Origin of the sequence: Clostridium sp. B9, from assembly GCF_050509515.1 — a bacterium.
In the GTDB taxonomy this organism is placed as follows: Bacteria; Bacillota; Clostridia; order Clostridiales; family Clostridiaceae; genus Sarcina.
On record NZ_JBNWKA010000003.1, the window covers coordinates 2,450,372 to 2,466,739 of the forward strand.

General features: G+C 26.1%; 11 protein-coding genes. All 11 read right to left on the reverse strand.

What is annotated here, in order from left to right:
• Positions 1-28: 28 nt before the first annotated feature.
• Complete coding sequence (locus tag ACQZHJ_RS10920; protein ID WP_430485584.1) at positions 29-421, reverse strand: hypothetical protein; 393 nt, start codon at positions 419-421, stop codon at positions 29-31.
• A 361-nt stretch (positions 422-782) separates the two neighbouring features.
• Positions 783-4,070 carry a two-component regulator propeller domain-containing protein gene (locus tag ACQZHJ_RS10925; protein ID WP_430485585.1) on the reverse strand — a complete coding sequence of 1,096 codons (3,288 nt, stop codon included), beginning with the start codon at positions 4,068-4,070 and terminating at the stop codon, positions 783-785.
• A gap of 80 nt (positions 4,071-4,150) precedes the next feature.
• Positions 4,151-5,251 carry a DHHW family protein gene (locus ACQZHJ_RS10930; RefSeq protein ID WP_430485586.1) on the reverse strand — a complete coding sequence of 367 codons (1,101 nt, stop codon included), beginning with the start codon at positions 5,249-5,251 and terminating at the stop codon, positions 4,151-4,153.
• Positions 5,252-5,270: 19 nt separating this feature from the next.
• A complete protein-coding gene (locus ACQZHJ_RS10935) occupies positions 5,271-6,635 on the reverse strand; it encodes an MBOAT family O-acyltransferase (RefSeq protein ID WP_430485587.1) in 1,365 nt (454 codons plus the stop codon).
• A 134-nt stretch (positions 6,636-6,769) separates the two neighbouring features.
• Positions 6,770-7,270 carry a DUF4358 domain-containing protein gene (locus ACQZHJ_RS10940; RefSeq protein ID WP_430485588.1) on the reverse strand — a complete coding sequence of 167 codons (501 nt, stop codon included), beginning with the start codon at positions 7,268-7,270 and terminating at the stop codon, positions 6,770-6,772.
• Between the two features lie 309 nt (positions 7,271-7,579).
• Positions 7,580-8,818, reverse strand: coding sequence for a DEAD/DEAH box helicase (locus ACQZHJ_RS10945; protein WP_430485589.1), 1,239 nt, complete (start codon positions 8,816-8,818; stop codon positions 7,580-7,582).
• Positions 8,819-8,870: 52 nt separating this feature from the next.
• Positions 8,871-9,182 carry a hypothetical protein gene (locus ACQZHJ_RS10950; protein WP_430485590.1) on the reverse strand — a complete coding sequence of 104 codons (312 nt, stop codon included), beginning with the start codon at positions 9,180-9,182 and terminating at the stop codon, positions 8,871-8,873.
• 262 nt (positions 9,183-9,444) lie between these two features.
• On the reverse strand, positions 9,445-10,791 hold the full coding sequence (gene gdhA / locus ACQZHJ_RS10955; protein WP_430485591.1) for an NADP-specific glutamate dehydrogenase: 1,347 nt from the start codon (positions 10,789-10,791) through the stop codon (positions 9,445-9,447).
• Positions 10,792-10,973: 182 nt separating this feature from the next.
• Positions 10,974-13,235 (reverse strand): putative bifunctional diguanylate cyclase/phosphodiesterase, encoded by a 2,262-nt coding sequence (locus tag ACQZHJ_RS10960; RefSeq protein WP_430485592.1) that lies wholly within the window; start codon positions 13,233-13,235, stop codon positions 10,974-10,976.
• Positions 13,236-13,246: 11 nt separating this feature from the next.
• Positions 13,247-15,547 (reverse strand): putative bifunctional diguanylate cyclase/phosphodiesterase, encoded by a 2,301-nt coding sequence (locus ACQZHJ_RS10965; protein ID WP_430485593.1) that lies wholly within the window; start codon positions 15,545-15,547, stop codon positions 13,247-13,249.
• 155 nt (positions 15,548-15,702) lie between these two features.
• A complete protein-coding gene (locus ACQZHJ_RS10970) occupies positions 15,703-16,197 on the reverse strand; it encodes a hypothetical protein (RefSeq protein ID WP_430485594.1) in 495 nt (164 codons plus the stop codon).
• Positions 16,198-16,368: the final 171 nt, after the last annotated feature.

Here is a 16,368-nt window from a genome sequence, read left to right on the forward strand (position 1 = left end):
TTATTCAAATAACATCTTCCACCTTAATCTATCTACCATTTATAAATTTAACTTCATTTTTAAGCTGTGGTTCTATTAGTCTTATTAAAGCTTCTTTATTGTTGTTTTCTATATACTTTTTACTCTCCTCATAATTATCTACAATAACTTCTATAATTAATTTTATCCAACTGACAACTTTCTTTTCTGATAGTCTATTATAATCATAAGATATTATAACTCTTAAATCATCATAATTGAATTCTACCTTTTTTATTCCATTCATTATTAGTATAGATTTTCTTATAATCTCTTCATAATCTGAATTTCTAATTATTCCTCTTAAAATCAAATCATTTTTTAAAAATACTTTTCCTCTTTTACTTTCAGTTATTTTTATATTAGAAGCCATCCTTATTGCGCACCTTTTCAAATCGAACATAAGAGTCCCCCTTAATAATTCTTCCATAAAGTCTATGTAAATAGATTTTTCTTAATTACTAATATCTTCAATTTCATGTAACTTTATTCATGTATTCTATTATAAAATTGCTTTTTGATATATCTATTAATTTATAATCTAGGTTTATTTTATATAACTTCATAGTTAATTATTAAGATAAAGATATAAGGCTCTGATTTAAATAAGTGTTGATTTTAGATAGAAATGTAAAACTATCTTAATAAGCAGTTTAGAGTTTTATTATTTTATAATAGTAATAAAACTCCCTGCCAAATTAAGTAGGTCTAAATAGCTAGCTAAAATTAATACTGGTTTAAAACAGAACCCTATATAAAATTACTTATATTTTATTCTTTTCTTGGTATATAGGCAGACTTATTATAAAACTACTACCTTTGTTTATTTCGCTTTCAACTCTTATAGTACCGTTGTGCAATTCTATTATACTTTTTACTAGAGTTAATCCAATACCACTACTTCTATATTTTTTCTTAGCAACATTATCAGCTTGTCCAAATCTATCAAAGATAATTCCTTGTTGTTCTATTGAAATTCCAACTCCATTATCTTTTATTAATATATCTACAAAGCCATCTTTAGGTTCATTAACAAAAACTTCTATTTTCCCACCATCTTGAGTATATTTTATAGCATTAGATAATAAGTTTATTATACATCTTTCTATTTCATTTGCATCACATTCAACCTGTAATTCTTCCAATTCAGGATCAACTATAAGTTCAAGATTATTATCTTCAATATAACTTTTCATTCCTAATGCAGTATCTTCAACGAGTGAGACTATATCATGTTCTTTAAAGTTAAGTTTATATGTTCCCGACTCTATTTTTGATGAATCTATAATATCATTTATTATTTTTAAAAGATGATCTGCATTATTTTTAAGAGTATTACTATAATCTTCTACCTGAAATTTTCCTAATGTATTTTCTTTATTTTTAAGCTTTATAAGTTGAACAGTTGCTAAAATAACATTTAAAGGTGTTCTAAGTTCATGAGAAAGATTTACAAAATAATCATTCTTAAATTGCTGTTTCTTAATCATTTCATCCTTTAATTCATTTGCTTTTTTAAGAAGATTTTCTTTTTCCAAGTATAATTTTTCATTTTCTTTAGCTTCTTTCTTTAACTGCTCCGCTCTCCTTTTAACAGTCTTCTCTAAAGCAGTAACATAACTCCACATTAAAAATATTATTATTAATGCCGCTAAAAAATAAATCAAATATGCAGTTGGAGTTCTCCATGGTGGTGGAGCTATTCTTATATTTAATGTTGTTATAGGTGTTAAGTCACCATGATTATCTCTAGCTCTAATTAAAAGCTTATAATTTCCAGAATCTAAAGTTGCATAATTAGCGTTATTCCTTTTATTAGCAAAAACCCATTCTTCATCTATACCTTCTAGCTTATACTCATAAGTTGTCTTAGTTGTATTTAAATAATCTGGCAAGAAAAAATCTATCGATATGTTATTTTCATTATACTTTAAATCTAAAACTCCACCATAATAAGGATATTGCTTATTGTTTATATGTACTTCGTCTATAACAACTTTTGTTTTATTATTTCCACTAGAAAATTTAAGAACTTCCTTTGGGTAAAAAGCAGTTATTCCATTTATTCCTCCAAAGAACATTTCCCCATCTTTACTTTTAAAATATGATCTACCATTAAACTCATTGCTCTGTAATCCATCCATAACAGTGTAATTTACAAATTTATTAGTCTTAGTATTAAGCTTAGATAATCCTCCATTAGTACTAATCCATAAATTATCTTCGCTATCTATAAGTATTCCATATATGAAATTGTTAGCTAGTCCATCTTCAATTGTATAGTTTGTAAAATTACCGGTCTTAGGATTTAATTCACTAAGCCCTGCATCAGTTCCAATCCAAAAGTTACCTTTAGAATCTTTAGCTAAACAACGTGCACCATTATCTATTAAACTATTATTATTAAAAACGTTATTCACATAGCTTTTAAGAACACCTTTTTCCTTATCAAACTTTACTACTCCACCATCAATACCAATAGTTACCCATAGACTTCCATCTACATCTTCATATATACTAGTTATGGCTGTTTCAACTATTCCTACAGCCTCAAACATATCTGAATAATCTTTAAATTCTCCAGTTTTATCGTTATAAGATTGCAGTCCTCCTCTTGTTCCAACCCATAAAAGGCCATCACTATCAACGAAAACATTTCTCGCATCCTTTTTATCTCGTTCTTGCATATTAATTGGATACTCTATTCTCTCAACATCTCCGCTATATTTATTTATTTTATTAAGTCCTCCTTGAGTAGCTACCCAAAGATTATCTTTATCAGCTTCACATATTTGCCATACCACATTACTACTTAAAGTGTTAGGATTATTTACATCACTATAAAAATTCCTAACACTTCCTGTTTTGGTATCTAACGCATTAAGTCCAGCTGAATTAGTTCCTAGCCATAAAACTCCATCTGAATCTTTATATATACCACTCATACTATTTGAACTTAATGTATTTTCATTTATAGGTTCCTTTTTATATTGTTTAAAAGGTTGATTAGGATTAAGCACACTTATGCCATTATATGTACCAAACCATAATAATCCACTTCTATCCTCATAAGTTGTTAATACATTATTGTTAACTAAACTTGAATCGTCATAATATCTATTTTCAAAAAGATGATATTTTTTACTTTCTTTATCGTATTGTAATACCCCTTTTTGAGTAGCAATCCATATATTTCCGTAAGTATCTTCATAAATACTATTAACATTACTACTAGATATTCCATTTTTCTTTAACTCTTCATCTAAAGTTATAACTTGATTATAGTTACTACTAACCATTATTGTATGTTCATCTGTAACTATCCATATATTATCTTCTCTATCTCTATATATAGTAGAAACATGTAACTTTTCCTTATTTAAAGAATCATTTATTTCTTGAAACTTTTTAGATTTAACATTATATAAACTAATTCCATCCTTAGTTCCTATCCATACATTACCATATTTATCTTCACATAATGCTGTTATAAAATTGCTTTTTAACCCATTAGGCTCATCACTATTTATGAACATACTTTTAAGCTTATCTGTTTTAGGATTATATATATTTAATCCATACTCTGTAGCTATCCATATACTTCCATCTGTATGTTTTATTATATCCCATGTATTACTATCAGATAATCTATTATTTCCTTCTTTATCCTCAAACATTCTTTTAACTTCATTAGTAATAATATTTATAGTACTAACTCCCCTACTAGTTCCTACTAATATATTATTTTTATCATATTCTGCAATTGATGATATATAACTAGAATTGAGGCTGTTTTCCTTTTCTCCTGAGTTTCTGAATATTAAAAATTCATGTCCATTATACTTATTAAGACCATCTGACGTAGCAAACCACATATACCCTCTATTATCCTGAAACACCCTTGTTACAGTTGATTGGGATAAACCATCATTTATTTTTAGACTATTAAATCTAAGTTCTGATTCTCCTAAGGCAAAAGTAATTTTATGTCCTATTAATACTAAAAGAATCGAAAAAAACACGTATCTTTTTATTATCTTCTTTATATTCAATTATGTTACCCCTCTGAAACTAAAATAATAATTTAATTTTCTCAAAAAAGAAGAATATTGTCAAACCTTGTCACAGTTTTCTAATACTTCAATCTTACTATATTAACTTCATCCAAAAAAGACTCCGTATTATAGAGTATCAACACCTCTTCAATTTTCGTATTTTTTACATATTCACTTACTTTCATAGAAAAACTTCTTAAATCTATAACATGTATCTCTTCAAAATTTTGACTCAAAAATGGTATCATTGAATTTGCAAATGAATCTTTAAAAACTATCAACTTTTTACCATTTTCAATTTCATTATTCTTTATAATAGTAAGCCCATTATTCCCTCTTATAAAAACTGAATATTTATCTCTCGCATTTAATTTTTCGTAATCATATAAAGAGTTGTATTTTTCTCCTTGTATATCCATAGTTATATTTTCTATATCGTAATAGGTAATAACATCACTTTCGGCATTGAATGCCTTTGCTTTTGAAAAATATGTTCCATAAAAATCATTAACCTCATTTTTCTTAAATTCATTTAAATCTATAGGTACTTCTCCTATAGAACTCATATATTCACTATAAGCTAAATAGGCTCCTTTAGTTGTCCAATGATGATCTGTCTTATAATAAATATACTCATCTTTATGTTTGCTAAACAACTCAACTAAATCTATATTCTTATCTTTAGAGGTAGATTTATAAATTTCATTTATTATTTTTTTCTGATTTAACAAATTTGCTCCTAAAGGCAAATACTCTCCATATATTACATATGAATTTGGTACAATCATTGTTGTTACTCTACCATCAAATTTGTCAATAAACATATTTAAAGCTTCTAAATTCTTTTTAAACCGCTTCTCATCATACGAATCTATTTTATCAAACATATATCCATTTTCTCCATAGATTATATTGTTATTCTCAATCTTTCCAAGGACATACTCACTTATTGATTTTAAACTTATCCAATCATCTCTCAATAAGAAATTATCATTTATATAAGCTTCAAAATTTTTAGTGTATGAACCATCTTCTAAAGATTTAATAGAGAGCTTTGGTTTTTGAGCTAAATTTCTATTCTCTATTTCTGAAAAACTCTTCTTTGGTTCTAATATATCAAAAAGAAAGATTAATATAAGTATAAAAGCAAATACATATACTATTGGATTTTTCTTCATATTCTATTTCCTTTCCTATTTAAAATCTAAAATATAAAAATGGATTATATGTTGAATCAACTAAATAAGCTATTGAAAGTACAAATATTAAAATAAGCACAAAACACTCTGAGTATTTATTTCTTTTTATTTTCTTATAAATATTATCAATAACTTTAGTTGAACTTAATATTGCTATTATAAATATACCTAAATAATTTCTAATATAATAAATAAAATCTAAAGACCACCTTGCTTCAAAAAGATATTTAAAAGTATTTAAATCAACAAATGCAAAAATTGCCCACCCAAATATTATTGCTATGATAGCATATATATGTGATATTATTTTATGTTTTTCTAAAAACTTAAGTAAGAACATTTTTTCTAAACTAATTAGTATAAAAAAGTATAGTCCCCAAAGTATAAAGTTATATTCAGCTCCATGCCAAAATCCAGTTAAAAACCATACAATAAAAAGATTTATAAACATTCTTCTCTTTCCTAGCCTGTTACCTCCTAAAGGAATATAAACATACTCTTTAAACCACCCGCCTAAGGTCATATGCCATCTTCTCCAGAATTCAGTCATACTTCTTGATATATAAGGAAAATTAAAATTCTCTGGGAATGTAAAACCTAGCATTTTTCCTAGCCCAATAGCCATGGATGAATATCCGCTAAAATCAAAATAAATCTGAAAAGAAAAAGCTAGTATTCCAAGCCATAATAAAGGTGTAGACACATTACTTACGCCTAAAGATTCTATTTCATTCCATAATAGACCTATATTATTAGCTATTAACACCTTTTTCCCAAGCCCTATAATAAACTCCTTTAACCCCTCTTCAATCATATCAATTTTTATTGTTCTACTTTTTAACTCTTTATTTATATCAGAGTACTTAACTATTGGACCTGCAATTAATTGAGGGAATAGACATACATAAGCTCCAAAGTCTATTATATTTTTTTCAGCTTGAACCCTTCCTCTATAAACATCAATTGTATAAGACATAGTTTGAAATGTATAGAAACTTATGCCTAAAGGAAGTGTAAGTTCTATAAAGCTCATTGATGTTCCAAAGGCTAAATTTATATTTTCTATAAAGAAGTTTATATACTTAAAAAGAAATAACATGCCTAAATTAAAAATTATAGATATTCCTAATAACCCTCTATTTATATATATCTTATCTCTACACTTTTCAATTAAATGACTTACCGTATAATCAACTAATATAGAAGCTATCATTATTACAAAGTATTTAGGTTCTCCCCAGGAATAAAAAAACAAACTTAATCCAAGCAAAATCAAATTTTTCAATTTACTTGGAGTTAAATAGTATATTATAAATGCTATTGGCAAGAATCTAAATATAAAAACAATACTGCTAAATACCATTTTATTCTCCTTACTTTAATCTATAAAAAGAGCTATATCACTAAACTCTCTAATAAAACTTATAAATAATATAAAGAAAATATATTTATAAGTTTTATTATTGAATTATGATATAGCTTCCTCATGATTAATTTCTATTTAAAAGCCTCTTCATATATTGTGTTAGCTTCTTCTAACTGATCTGCAGGTAATACAAACAATGAAACATAATTGCCATTCACCTTAACTTCTGAAGCCTCAGCAACTTCTTTCTCCTCTGGATAGAAAGCTTTTCCTATTTTATCTTCTAAAATCTTATCAACTGATTCTTTAACAGAATCAACTTTTCCCTCTTTAGCTTTAACGATTATTATAGCTGAATTCCCTGGTGATATTCCAGTCTCTGCAATACCATATTCCTCAACATCATCTAAGTTCAAATGATAAACTTCATTAGCTATAGTATCATCAACTGGCATAGGCATTCTAACCATTTCAGCTTCCACAAGCTTATTAGTCATATCTGAAGCACTTATTGATAACTGAACATTATTTTGTTCTACTTGAGTCCCACCATTCTCCTCAGTTCCACCACATCCTGTTAAAGTAGCACCTATCATAGCTGCTGCTAAAACACTTATAAAAAATTTCTTCATCCCTAAATCCACTCCTAAATATGCATAATTTATTATGTTAACGATATTATACCGTATATGATAATTGCCTCCAATAACTTTGAGTAATTGTTAATTCTTTCGTAACTTTTATTTACTAATATCCATTTATTTCTTTAGCTATTATTTATGAATATTGAACAGAAACTCTATACTAAATTAAGCAGTTTCAAACTCACTTAAAACATAGACTAAACAAAAAAAGAATTATACTAAATTCCCCTATTAATTAGTTCATTTAAATTAGAATAATTAATATATTCTTAGTATAATTCTTAACAAATCTATCTATTATCTTTTTTTGAATGATTTATTTCCAAAACTTTTTTTCTTACCTAAGTCTTTTGATACTTTGCCTTTATTAGACTTAGAATTAGATGCTTTCTTAACATCATTTTCATGGATTTTTCCTTCATATAAATATAATTTTGGAATTTTTATTTTTAGTTGTCTTTCACACTTTCCAATTATCTTTTCCTCTTTATAATCAGCTAAAGTATATGCAAATCCTTCTTCTCCCGCTCTACCAACACGTCCAACTCTATGCAAATAGTTCTGTGGATTCATAGGTACATCTAAATTCACTATGTGAGTTGCACCCTTTATATCTAATCCTCTTGCTGATACATCTGATGTTATTAAAACTTTAGCTTTTCCTTTTCTAAAGTCTTGAAGTGCATTCTTTCTATCTATTTTGTTATCACTTCCATGTAATGATACTGCATTTATTTTATTAAACTTTAATTTTTGAATTACATTATGTACATTATAACTATTATTTATAAATACTATAGTCTTCTTATCATCTCCAATAGCATTTATAAGTTTTCTTAAGAAATCTATCTTATCCCTAAGCTCTACTTGGAAATATCCATGTTCTATGTTTGAGTTTACTTTGTTAGCTTCCTTAGCTTGTATAAGAGTACTTTCTCCAATTAGTTCATCAGCTGTCTCTAAAGCTTTTTCATTCATAGTAGCTGAGAAAATTAACTTTTGAGTATCTCTAGGACATGATTTAACAACACTTCTAACATCTCTTATATTTATGAAATCTAGAAGCTTATCTCCTTCATCTATTACTATTGTTTTAATAGTATTAGCTGTTATTTTCTTCTTATTTATAAGCTCTATTATTCTTCCTGTAGTACCAACAAGTATATGAGGCTTATTCTTAAGCTTTTCCATTTGTCTTTTAATATTACCACTACCAACTAATGTTGTTGAAGTTATTTTCTTATCTAATCCTCTTTTTAAATCATTTAAAACATTATTTATTTGAACTCCTAACTCATGAGTTGGTGAAAGAATTATTGCTTGCATTTCATTTTTTGAATCATCTATATTTTCTATTATAGGTAATAAATAAGCTAAAGTTTTTCCCGTACCTGTTTCAGCTTTTCCTATTACATTTTTTCCTTCTAAAATTTCTGGTATAGCCTTCTCTTGTATATCAGTAGGCTCATTTATACCTAATCCTTCTAAAGATTTAGCTACTTTTTCGCTTAATCCTAAATTTAAAAATTTATCCATTAGCATCCCATCCTCTTTATTTTTATTTATCTAAAAGTTTAATTAATATTTACTAAAGCTTAAACTTATTATTTTTTAATATACTTTCACAAAGTCCTTCAAAATGTGACGTATCAACATCTTCTTTTTTAAGCTTAGAAAGTCTAGCATTTATTCTCTCTAATGTTTCTTTTCCTTCTCTCTTATCTCTCTTCTTAATGCAAGTGTTAAAATAGTCTACTAAATAGTCTACCTTTACAACTTCATTTGCTAAGTCTTCTCTATCCCTATTAATAAGTTCTATTAATAAAGAATATACCTTAGGAGAAGTTGAGTTTCTATGTGTTTTTAAAAAATCATTATTTCTACTAGTTATTTTTGCCATTTCAAAATTCCTTTCTTAATTTGCTCCTCATAAATTTACCCATATATTAATCTTGACCTATCTATTAATAAATAACCTCATTTTTAAACCTATTAATTTAAATTCTAATAAAAAATAAATAACATCATTTAATATATCATAAGAAATGAAAAAAATACAACAAATAAAAAAATCTATAAGTTTTAGTACGAAATGATTACATATAAAACATTGAATCATCTCTTACTAAACCTATAGATTAACAATAACAGTTCTTTTTATTTTATACTATTCCATGGTCTAGCATTGCATCTGCAACCTTTTTAAACCCTGCAATATTGGCTCCTATAATTAGGTTTCCTGCATGGCCGTAGTCTGCTGCTGCATCTCTAGAATTCATGTATATATTTTTCATAATATGATTAAGCTTTGCATCAACTTCTTCAAAAGTCCAAGACATTCTTAAACTATTTTGACTCATTTCTAAAGCAGAAGTTGCAACACCACCTGCATTAGCTGCCTTAGCTGGCGCAAATAATATTTTATTATCTACAAATAATTTTTGTGCTCCTAATGTTGAAGGCATATTTGCTCCTTCTCCAACCGCTATTACTCCATTGTCTATTAAAACTTTAGCACTATTTTCATCTATTTCATTTTGAGTAGCACAAGGAAGTGCTATATCACATTTTATTGTCCAAATACCATTACAGCCTTCAGTAAACTTAGCTTCTTTAACATAGTTTACATACTCTGAAATCCTTCCTCTTTTAACCTCTTTAATTTCCTTAACTACAGCTAAGTCTATTCCATTTTCATCATATACATATCCTGATGAATCTGATAAAGCAACAACCTTACCCCCAAGTTCCTGAACCTTCTCAGTAGCATAAATTGCAACATTACCAGAACCTGAAATAACCACTTTTTTACCTTCTAAACTATATCCATTATCTTTTAGCATTTCATCTACGAAATAGACTAACCCATATCCAGTTGCTTCTTTTCTAGCTAAACTTCCACCATAAGTTAATCCCTTACCAGTTAAAACTCCTGAATCAACTGAATTTTTAAGTTTTTTATATTGACCAAACATATATCCGATTTCTCTTCCACCAACACCTATATCCCCAGCTGGAACATCAGTATTGGGTCCTATATGTCTATAAAGTTCACTCATAAAACTTTGACAGAATCTCATTATCTCTCTATCAGATTTGCCTTTAGGATCAAAGTTAGATCCTCCTTTTCCCCCACCAATAGGAAGTGTAGTTAATGAATTTTTAAATATTTGCTCAAATCCCAAAAATTTTATTATGCTTAAATTAACTGATGGATGGAATCTCAATCCACCCTTATAAGGTCCTATTGCACTATTAAACTGTACTCTATACCCTCTATTAACTTTTACATTTCCTTTATCATCTACCCAAGGAACTCTAAACATTATAACCCTTTCAGGCTCAACCATTCTTTCCAGTATTCCTTCTTCAATATATTTTGGATTTTTCTCAAGAACAGGTATTAAAGAATATAGAACCTCTTCTGAAGCTGCTAAGAACTCCATTTCCCCAGGGTTATTCTTCTTTAAATCTTCCATTAAATTGTCTACGTATTGTCTTACTTTCATTTTAATGCCCCCTTGTTTCTTATTGCTTTTTTTCTATTATAGCACAAAATACCATTTATTAAATATTAATTACAAATATTTAGTATTATGTCATTTTTAGCATTATAATCATAACATTTAATCAAATTTAACATTAGAAATAACTTTATTATTATAAAAACTATTAATGAAAATGCTATTTATTATTTTTTTAAATTATCTAATTCAATAAACTTACCCAAATAATATCCCTGAAAAAAATCACAACCTATTTTAATCAATCTATTAAACTGTTCATCACTTTCTACCCCTTCCATGATAACCTTCATTTCTAATTTATGTGCTATATCAATTATAGAACTAATTATTTCATATCCTCTCTTATCGGCTTTATTTAATAAAACTTTGTCTATTTTAAGACATTTAAATTTAAACTTTCTTAAGTATGCAAAAGAGGTATATCCTGTTCCAAAATCATCTAAAGATATAATTACACCCAATTTATCTATATTAGATAAATTCTTTAAAATATTATCATTATCCTCCATAAGTATAGATTCAGTTATTTCTATACTTATATTCGAATAACATAGCTTATATTTGTCTAATATCTTTTTAAAATTGAGAAAAAAATTCTTTTCCATAAGTTGTAGTGGAGACACATTTATGCTTATATTTATATCTTTGTACTCATCATCATTCTCTATTAATCGCAAATAATCTTTGCAAATAACTTCTATACACCAATATCCTACTGGAATTATAAGCCTATCCTCTTCTAAATATCTTATAAATTCTTCTGGTGAAACTTCTCCTAGCTTATTATTTCTCCATCTTAATAGCGCCTCTACTTTTTTTATTTGTTTATCTCTATCTAATATTGGCTGATACACTAAACTTAGTTCACCTTTACATAAAGCATATCTTATTTCACTTTTTATTAAATCCACTCTATTTAATTCATTATAAACTTTGTCATCAAAAAATCTTATTTTAATATTATCATTTGAATTATTTTTATCTGAGTACATCATATGATCACTTTTTCTTATAAGCTCTTCAAAACTCTCTCCATCATCAGGGTAAATAGCTACACCTGCTGAAAAATTAACCTCTAATAATCCATCAGCAACTCTTACCTTTTCAAATGTTTTTAATACAGTTTTATAAAACTCAAGTAACTCATCTTCCGATTCATAGTTTTCATACAATACTATAAACTCATCTCCTGCAAGCCTTGTCAATATTCCTTTCCCCTCTAAACATCTACTTAATATCTCTGAAAACTCTTTTAAAAATTTATCTCCAGCTAAGTGTCCATATGTATCATTAATTTCTTTAAACTTATTTATATCTATAAATATAACAGCAAAACGTTTACCCTTATTTTTTAAATTTATAAACTCTCTTTTAAGCCCTTTTCTGTTTAGTAGATTTGTTAAATCATCGTAGTAAACTTGTCTTCTCAAATTTTCATCTATACTCTTATTTAATGAATTTAATAATATTTCTAATTGTTCTTCATCATCCTTTTCATCTATATCTTCATCATATTTATTTAATAGTTTAAGTACATTTTTAAATTTATCAATATGATTTACTAATGGTTTAAATATAACAGTTTTCATATATTTAAACATAATTGTACTTAATGTAATGATAACAACTAAAATTATAGTATGTAATATATTTACATCCAATATTAAACTACTAAACATATTCATATTTTCATCAAACATAAATATGAAACTTTCATCTTGGATCTTAAAACCTTTTAATTCATTTAATTTGTCACTATCTATAATACCTAAATCCTTACTATAAAAATTATCATCATCTATTCTTATTAATATGTCTAAATCTCCCTTAACATAAATATCCTCCATAAAATCCAAAAAATCATCTAAATACATATTGATCATAACTATGCCAACCAACTCTTTATTTACCTCTATGAAGTTAGCAATCACAACCTTTTCATTTCTAGTTTCTTCTTCATATACTAATCCTATGGTATTTTTATCTTCGTTATATTTTCTTAGTAATTCATCAAACCAAACCATTTCATAAACATTATAATTTTCTTGAAATATATCTGCTGTATACAATGTCTTGCTTGAAAAATCATATATAGATATATAATCTGTTAACTTTGCCACCGAAAGAGCACTCTCTACAATTTTTATCTCTTCTTGAAGTCTACTAACTTCTATACTATTTAAATAATCTTTTTTTAAAATATCTTGTAAATATTTATTTTTAGCTATATTATCTACAGAATTACCTAATCCATTTAAAATATTTTCTCCTATATTAACTATTTCTGCAGCATAATTTTCCAAGATAAATTTATTTGCTTTTTTCACGATAATATTTACCCACCAATAACTTATTAAGTATAAAATTAATAATATTATAGTATTAAATATAATCATTTTCTTTATAATCTTATTAGTTTTTACCATAAAATACCTCTTTATATATCTTTACTTCGTTCTTCCTCAAATATTTTTTTTAAATTCTCAAACGACATTGGTTTTGCAATATAATATCCTTGAAAAAAGTCACAACCTATTTCTTTTAATTTTTCGAATTGCTCTTTATGTTCAACTCCTTCTACAACTATCTTCAATCCTAATTCATGCCCTATTTCTTTTATACTTTTTACTATCCTATATTCTTTATCTGTAGCATTATCTATTAGCTTTTTATCAATCTTTAACGAATCTCCATTAAACTTTTTTAAATATGAAAAGGAAGTATATCCTGTTCCAAAATCATCTAAGGATAACTTAACTCCTACTTTATCTAATTCATCTAAATTTTCAAAAGCAATTTTATCCTCATCCAGTATAACTGATTCAGTTATTTCTATATTTATTTTATTAAAATCTATCTCATACTCTTGCAATATACTTTTCATTTTTGAAGCAAAATCTTTTTGTGTTAATTGTATTGGTGAAACATTTATATTCAATTTCATATTATCTATACTATAAATTTCTTTAAATCTTCTAATATCTCTACAAACTCTTCTTATGCACCAATAACCTATATTTATAATATCCCTGCTTTTTTCAGCTATCTCTATAAACTCTGCTGGTGATACAAAACCAAGTTCCTTATTGTTCCATCTAATTAAAGCTTCTAATTTTTTAATTTTTTTGTCTTTATCTACTATAGGTTGATAAAAAATATAAAATTCATCATTCCTTATCCCTTCTTTAAGTTTAAGGGCTATGGTTTCTCTTCTTTCTAGTTCTTTATACACCTCATTTTCAAAGAATGATAATTTATTTACAATTAACTTTTTCTTATTTATGTACATTGTATAATCACTTTTTTTAAGTAATTCATATAAAGTTTCTCCATCCTTTGGATACGTAGCTACCCCTGATGAAAATGCTACCTCAAATTTATCATAAACTATACGTTTGTCTTTAAAAGGTTTTACAATACGCTCTTCAAAAAATCCACTCAAATCCTCATTAGAAGTATAGTCTTTATATAAAATTATAAATTCATCTCCCGATAGTCTTATTAGTATTGCTCTATCTCCTATAGATTGTGATAATATATTAGAAAACTCCACTAAAAATTTATCTCCTATGTTATGTCCATAAGCATCATTTATATACTTCAACTTGTTTATATCTATGAATATTATTGAAAATGGTTCTCTATTTTTTATTAAATTATCACAAATTCTATTTAACTCATTTCTATTTGGCAGTTTAGTTAAAGGATCATAATATATAAATTTTCTTGCCGACTCATCTATTACATTATTAAATATATTAACCATTTCTTCTAATTGCTCTACTTCTTTTTTATCTTCTAAGTCAAAATTATATTTATTTAATTGCTTTAAAATTTTTTTCAAATTTTCTAAATTAATTAATATAGGTTTAAATATCTCTTTTTTCAAATATCCTATTAATAGAATTATTATTGCTATCATTATAATAGTTATGATTCCATTTATTTTATTTATTGTACTAATTCCTTTATTAAATAGACTAGATTCTATATTAAATTCAAAAACAAAATAGTCTTCTTTTTTAATAAAATTATCCTTGTCCTCTAACTTCAAATTTTCTACTACTCCTAATTTTGGATCGTAATATTTTCCATTTTTTAAATCTACATAAACTTTAACGATTCCATTTTTATATGAGCTTTCAATATAGTTGACAAGCTCATCTAAATAAATATTTACCATTACAAATCCTATAATATCATTCTCATATTTTATATCTGAAACTATAGCAATACATGTCTTTCCTGTTAGAAAATCCTTATGTGCAACTGTTAGTTCTGCATTTCTATCACTTTTAGTTTTATAATAATTAACTATATTTTTATACCAAGGTCTTTCCTCAACTAAATAACCATCATAAACATTTTTCCCATCAAATATAACACTATTTTTAGAATCAATTATAATTATGTTATTTGAAAAACTCGTAACCATTAATATGCTTTTTGCTATTTTGACTTCTTCTTCAATCTCCTTATTCTTAACCTCATTAATATTATTAGAATTTAATATATTTATAACATCTTGATTCTGAGAAATATTTATTGCTGATTCTTTTAATCCCTCTAAATTTATCTCTAAATCATTAACAATATTATCAATATATGAATTATATACCGTTTCATCAATGGAATTTAAAATTACTGCTGAACCAATATAACTTAATACTGATAATAATATTATTATAATTATATTAATCACTATAGCCTTCTTTAAAATTTTACTAATCTTTTGCATTTTTACTCCTTGCTAAAACAATTATTTAAAATTCTGACAATACTATATTTCTCATATAATAGAATAATTATGTTTAAGTGGTTTTCATTAAACAAAAAAAGTATAGAATTTAAAAAATTCTATACTTTTAACTTCTTTTTTATTAACTTTTAAGCTTATCTTATAACTTTTTGTGGATTTGAGAAAAAGAATAAATCCAACATTTTTTGATCTATTAATAATTGATATGCTACCATTTTTGTTTCCCATCTAACTACAATAACATAGACTTTCTTCCCATCTTGCGGAACATTGTAGCACTTCTTAACCTTTGCATTTGAATATCTATTTAACTCAGCATGTCCAATTGGTGCTGCAATTTCAATATCTTTTAAATTTATGTTACCCTTTACTTTTCTTCTAACTCTTTCATATATAGCACTTATTTCAAGTTCACCATCTGTAAACTCATAATCATACTCAACCATTGATAATCTTTTTAATATAAAAAGTGGTAAACATATAACTATTAAAAATATAGCTGCAAATATGAAATTAACAAACATGAAAATACCTGCTGCTATAAATAGTGATAAAATCATTGCTGGTGCTATTATTTTATGTAGTGTTGATTCTTCGCTTCTAATACTTAATTCGTAAAATTTCTCCATACCCTTCTCCCTCTTCTAATTGTTGTTTAACTACATTATATCATAAAAATTTCCTACTATTAATCAAATAAACTTGTAATTAATATTAATTTTTTGTATTATTTATATCTTTATCATCATATTCTAATATCATTAAAATAATTTTATTTTGCAATTTTTATTTTTTAATCT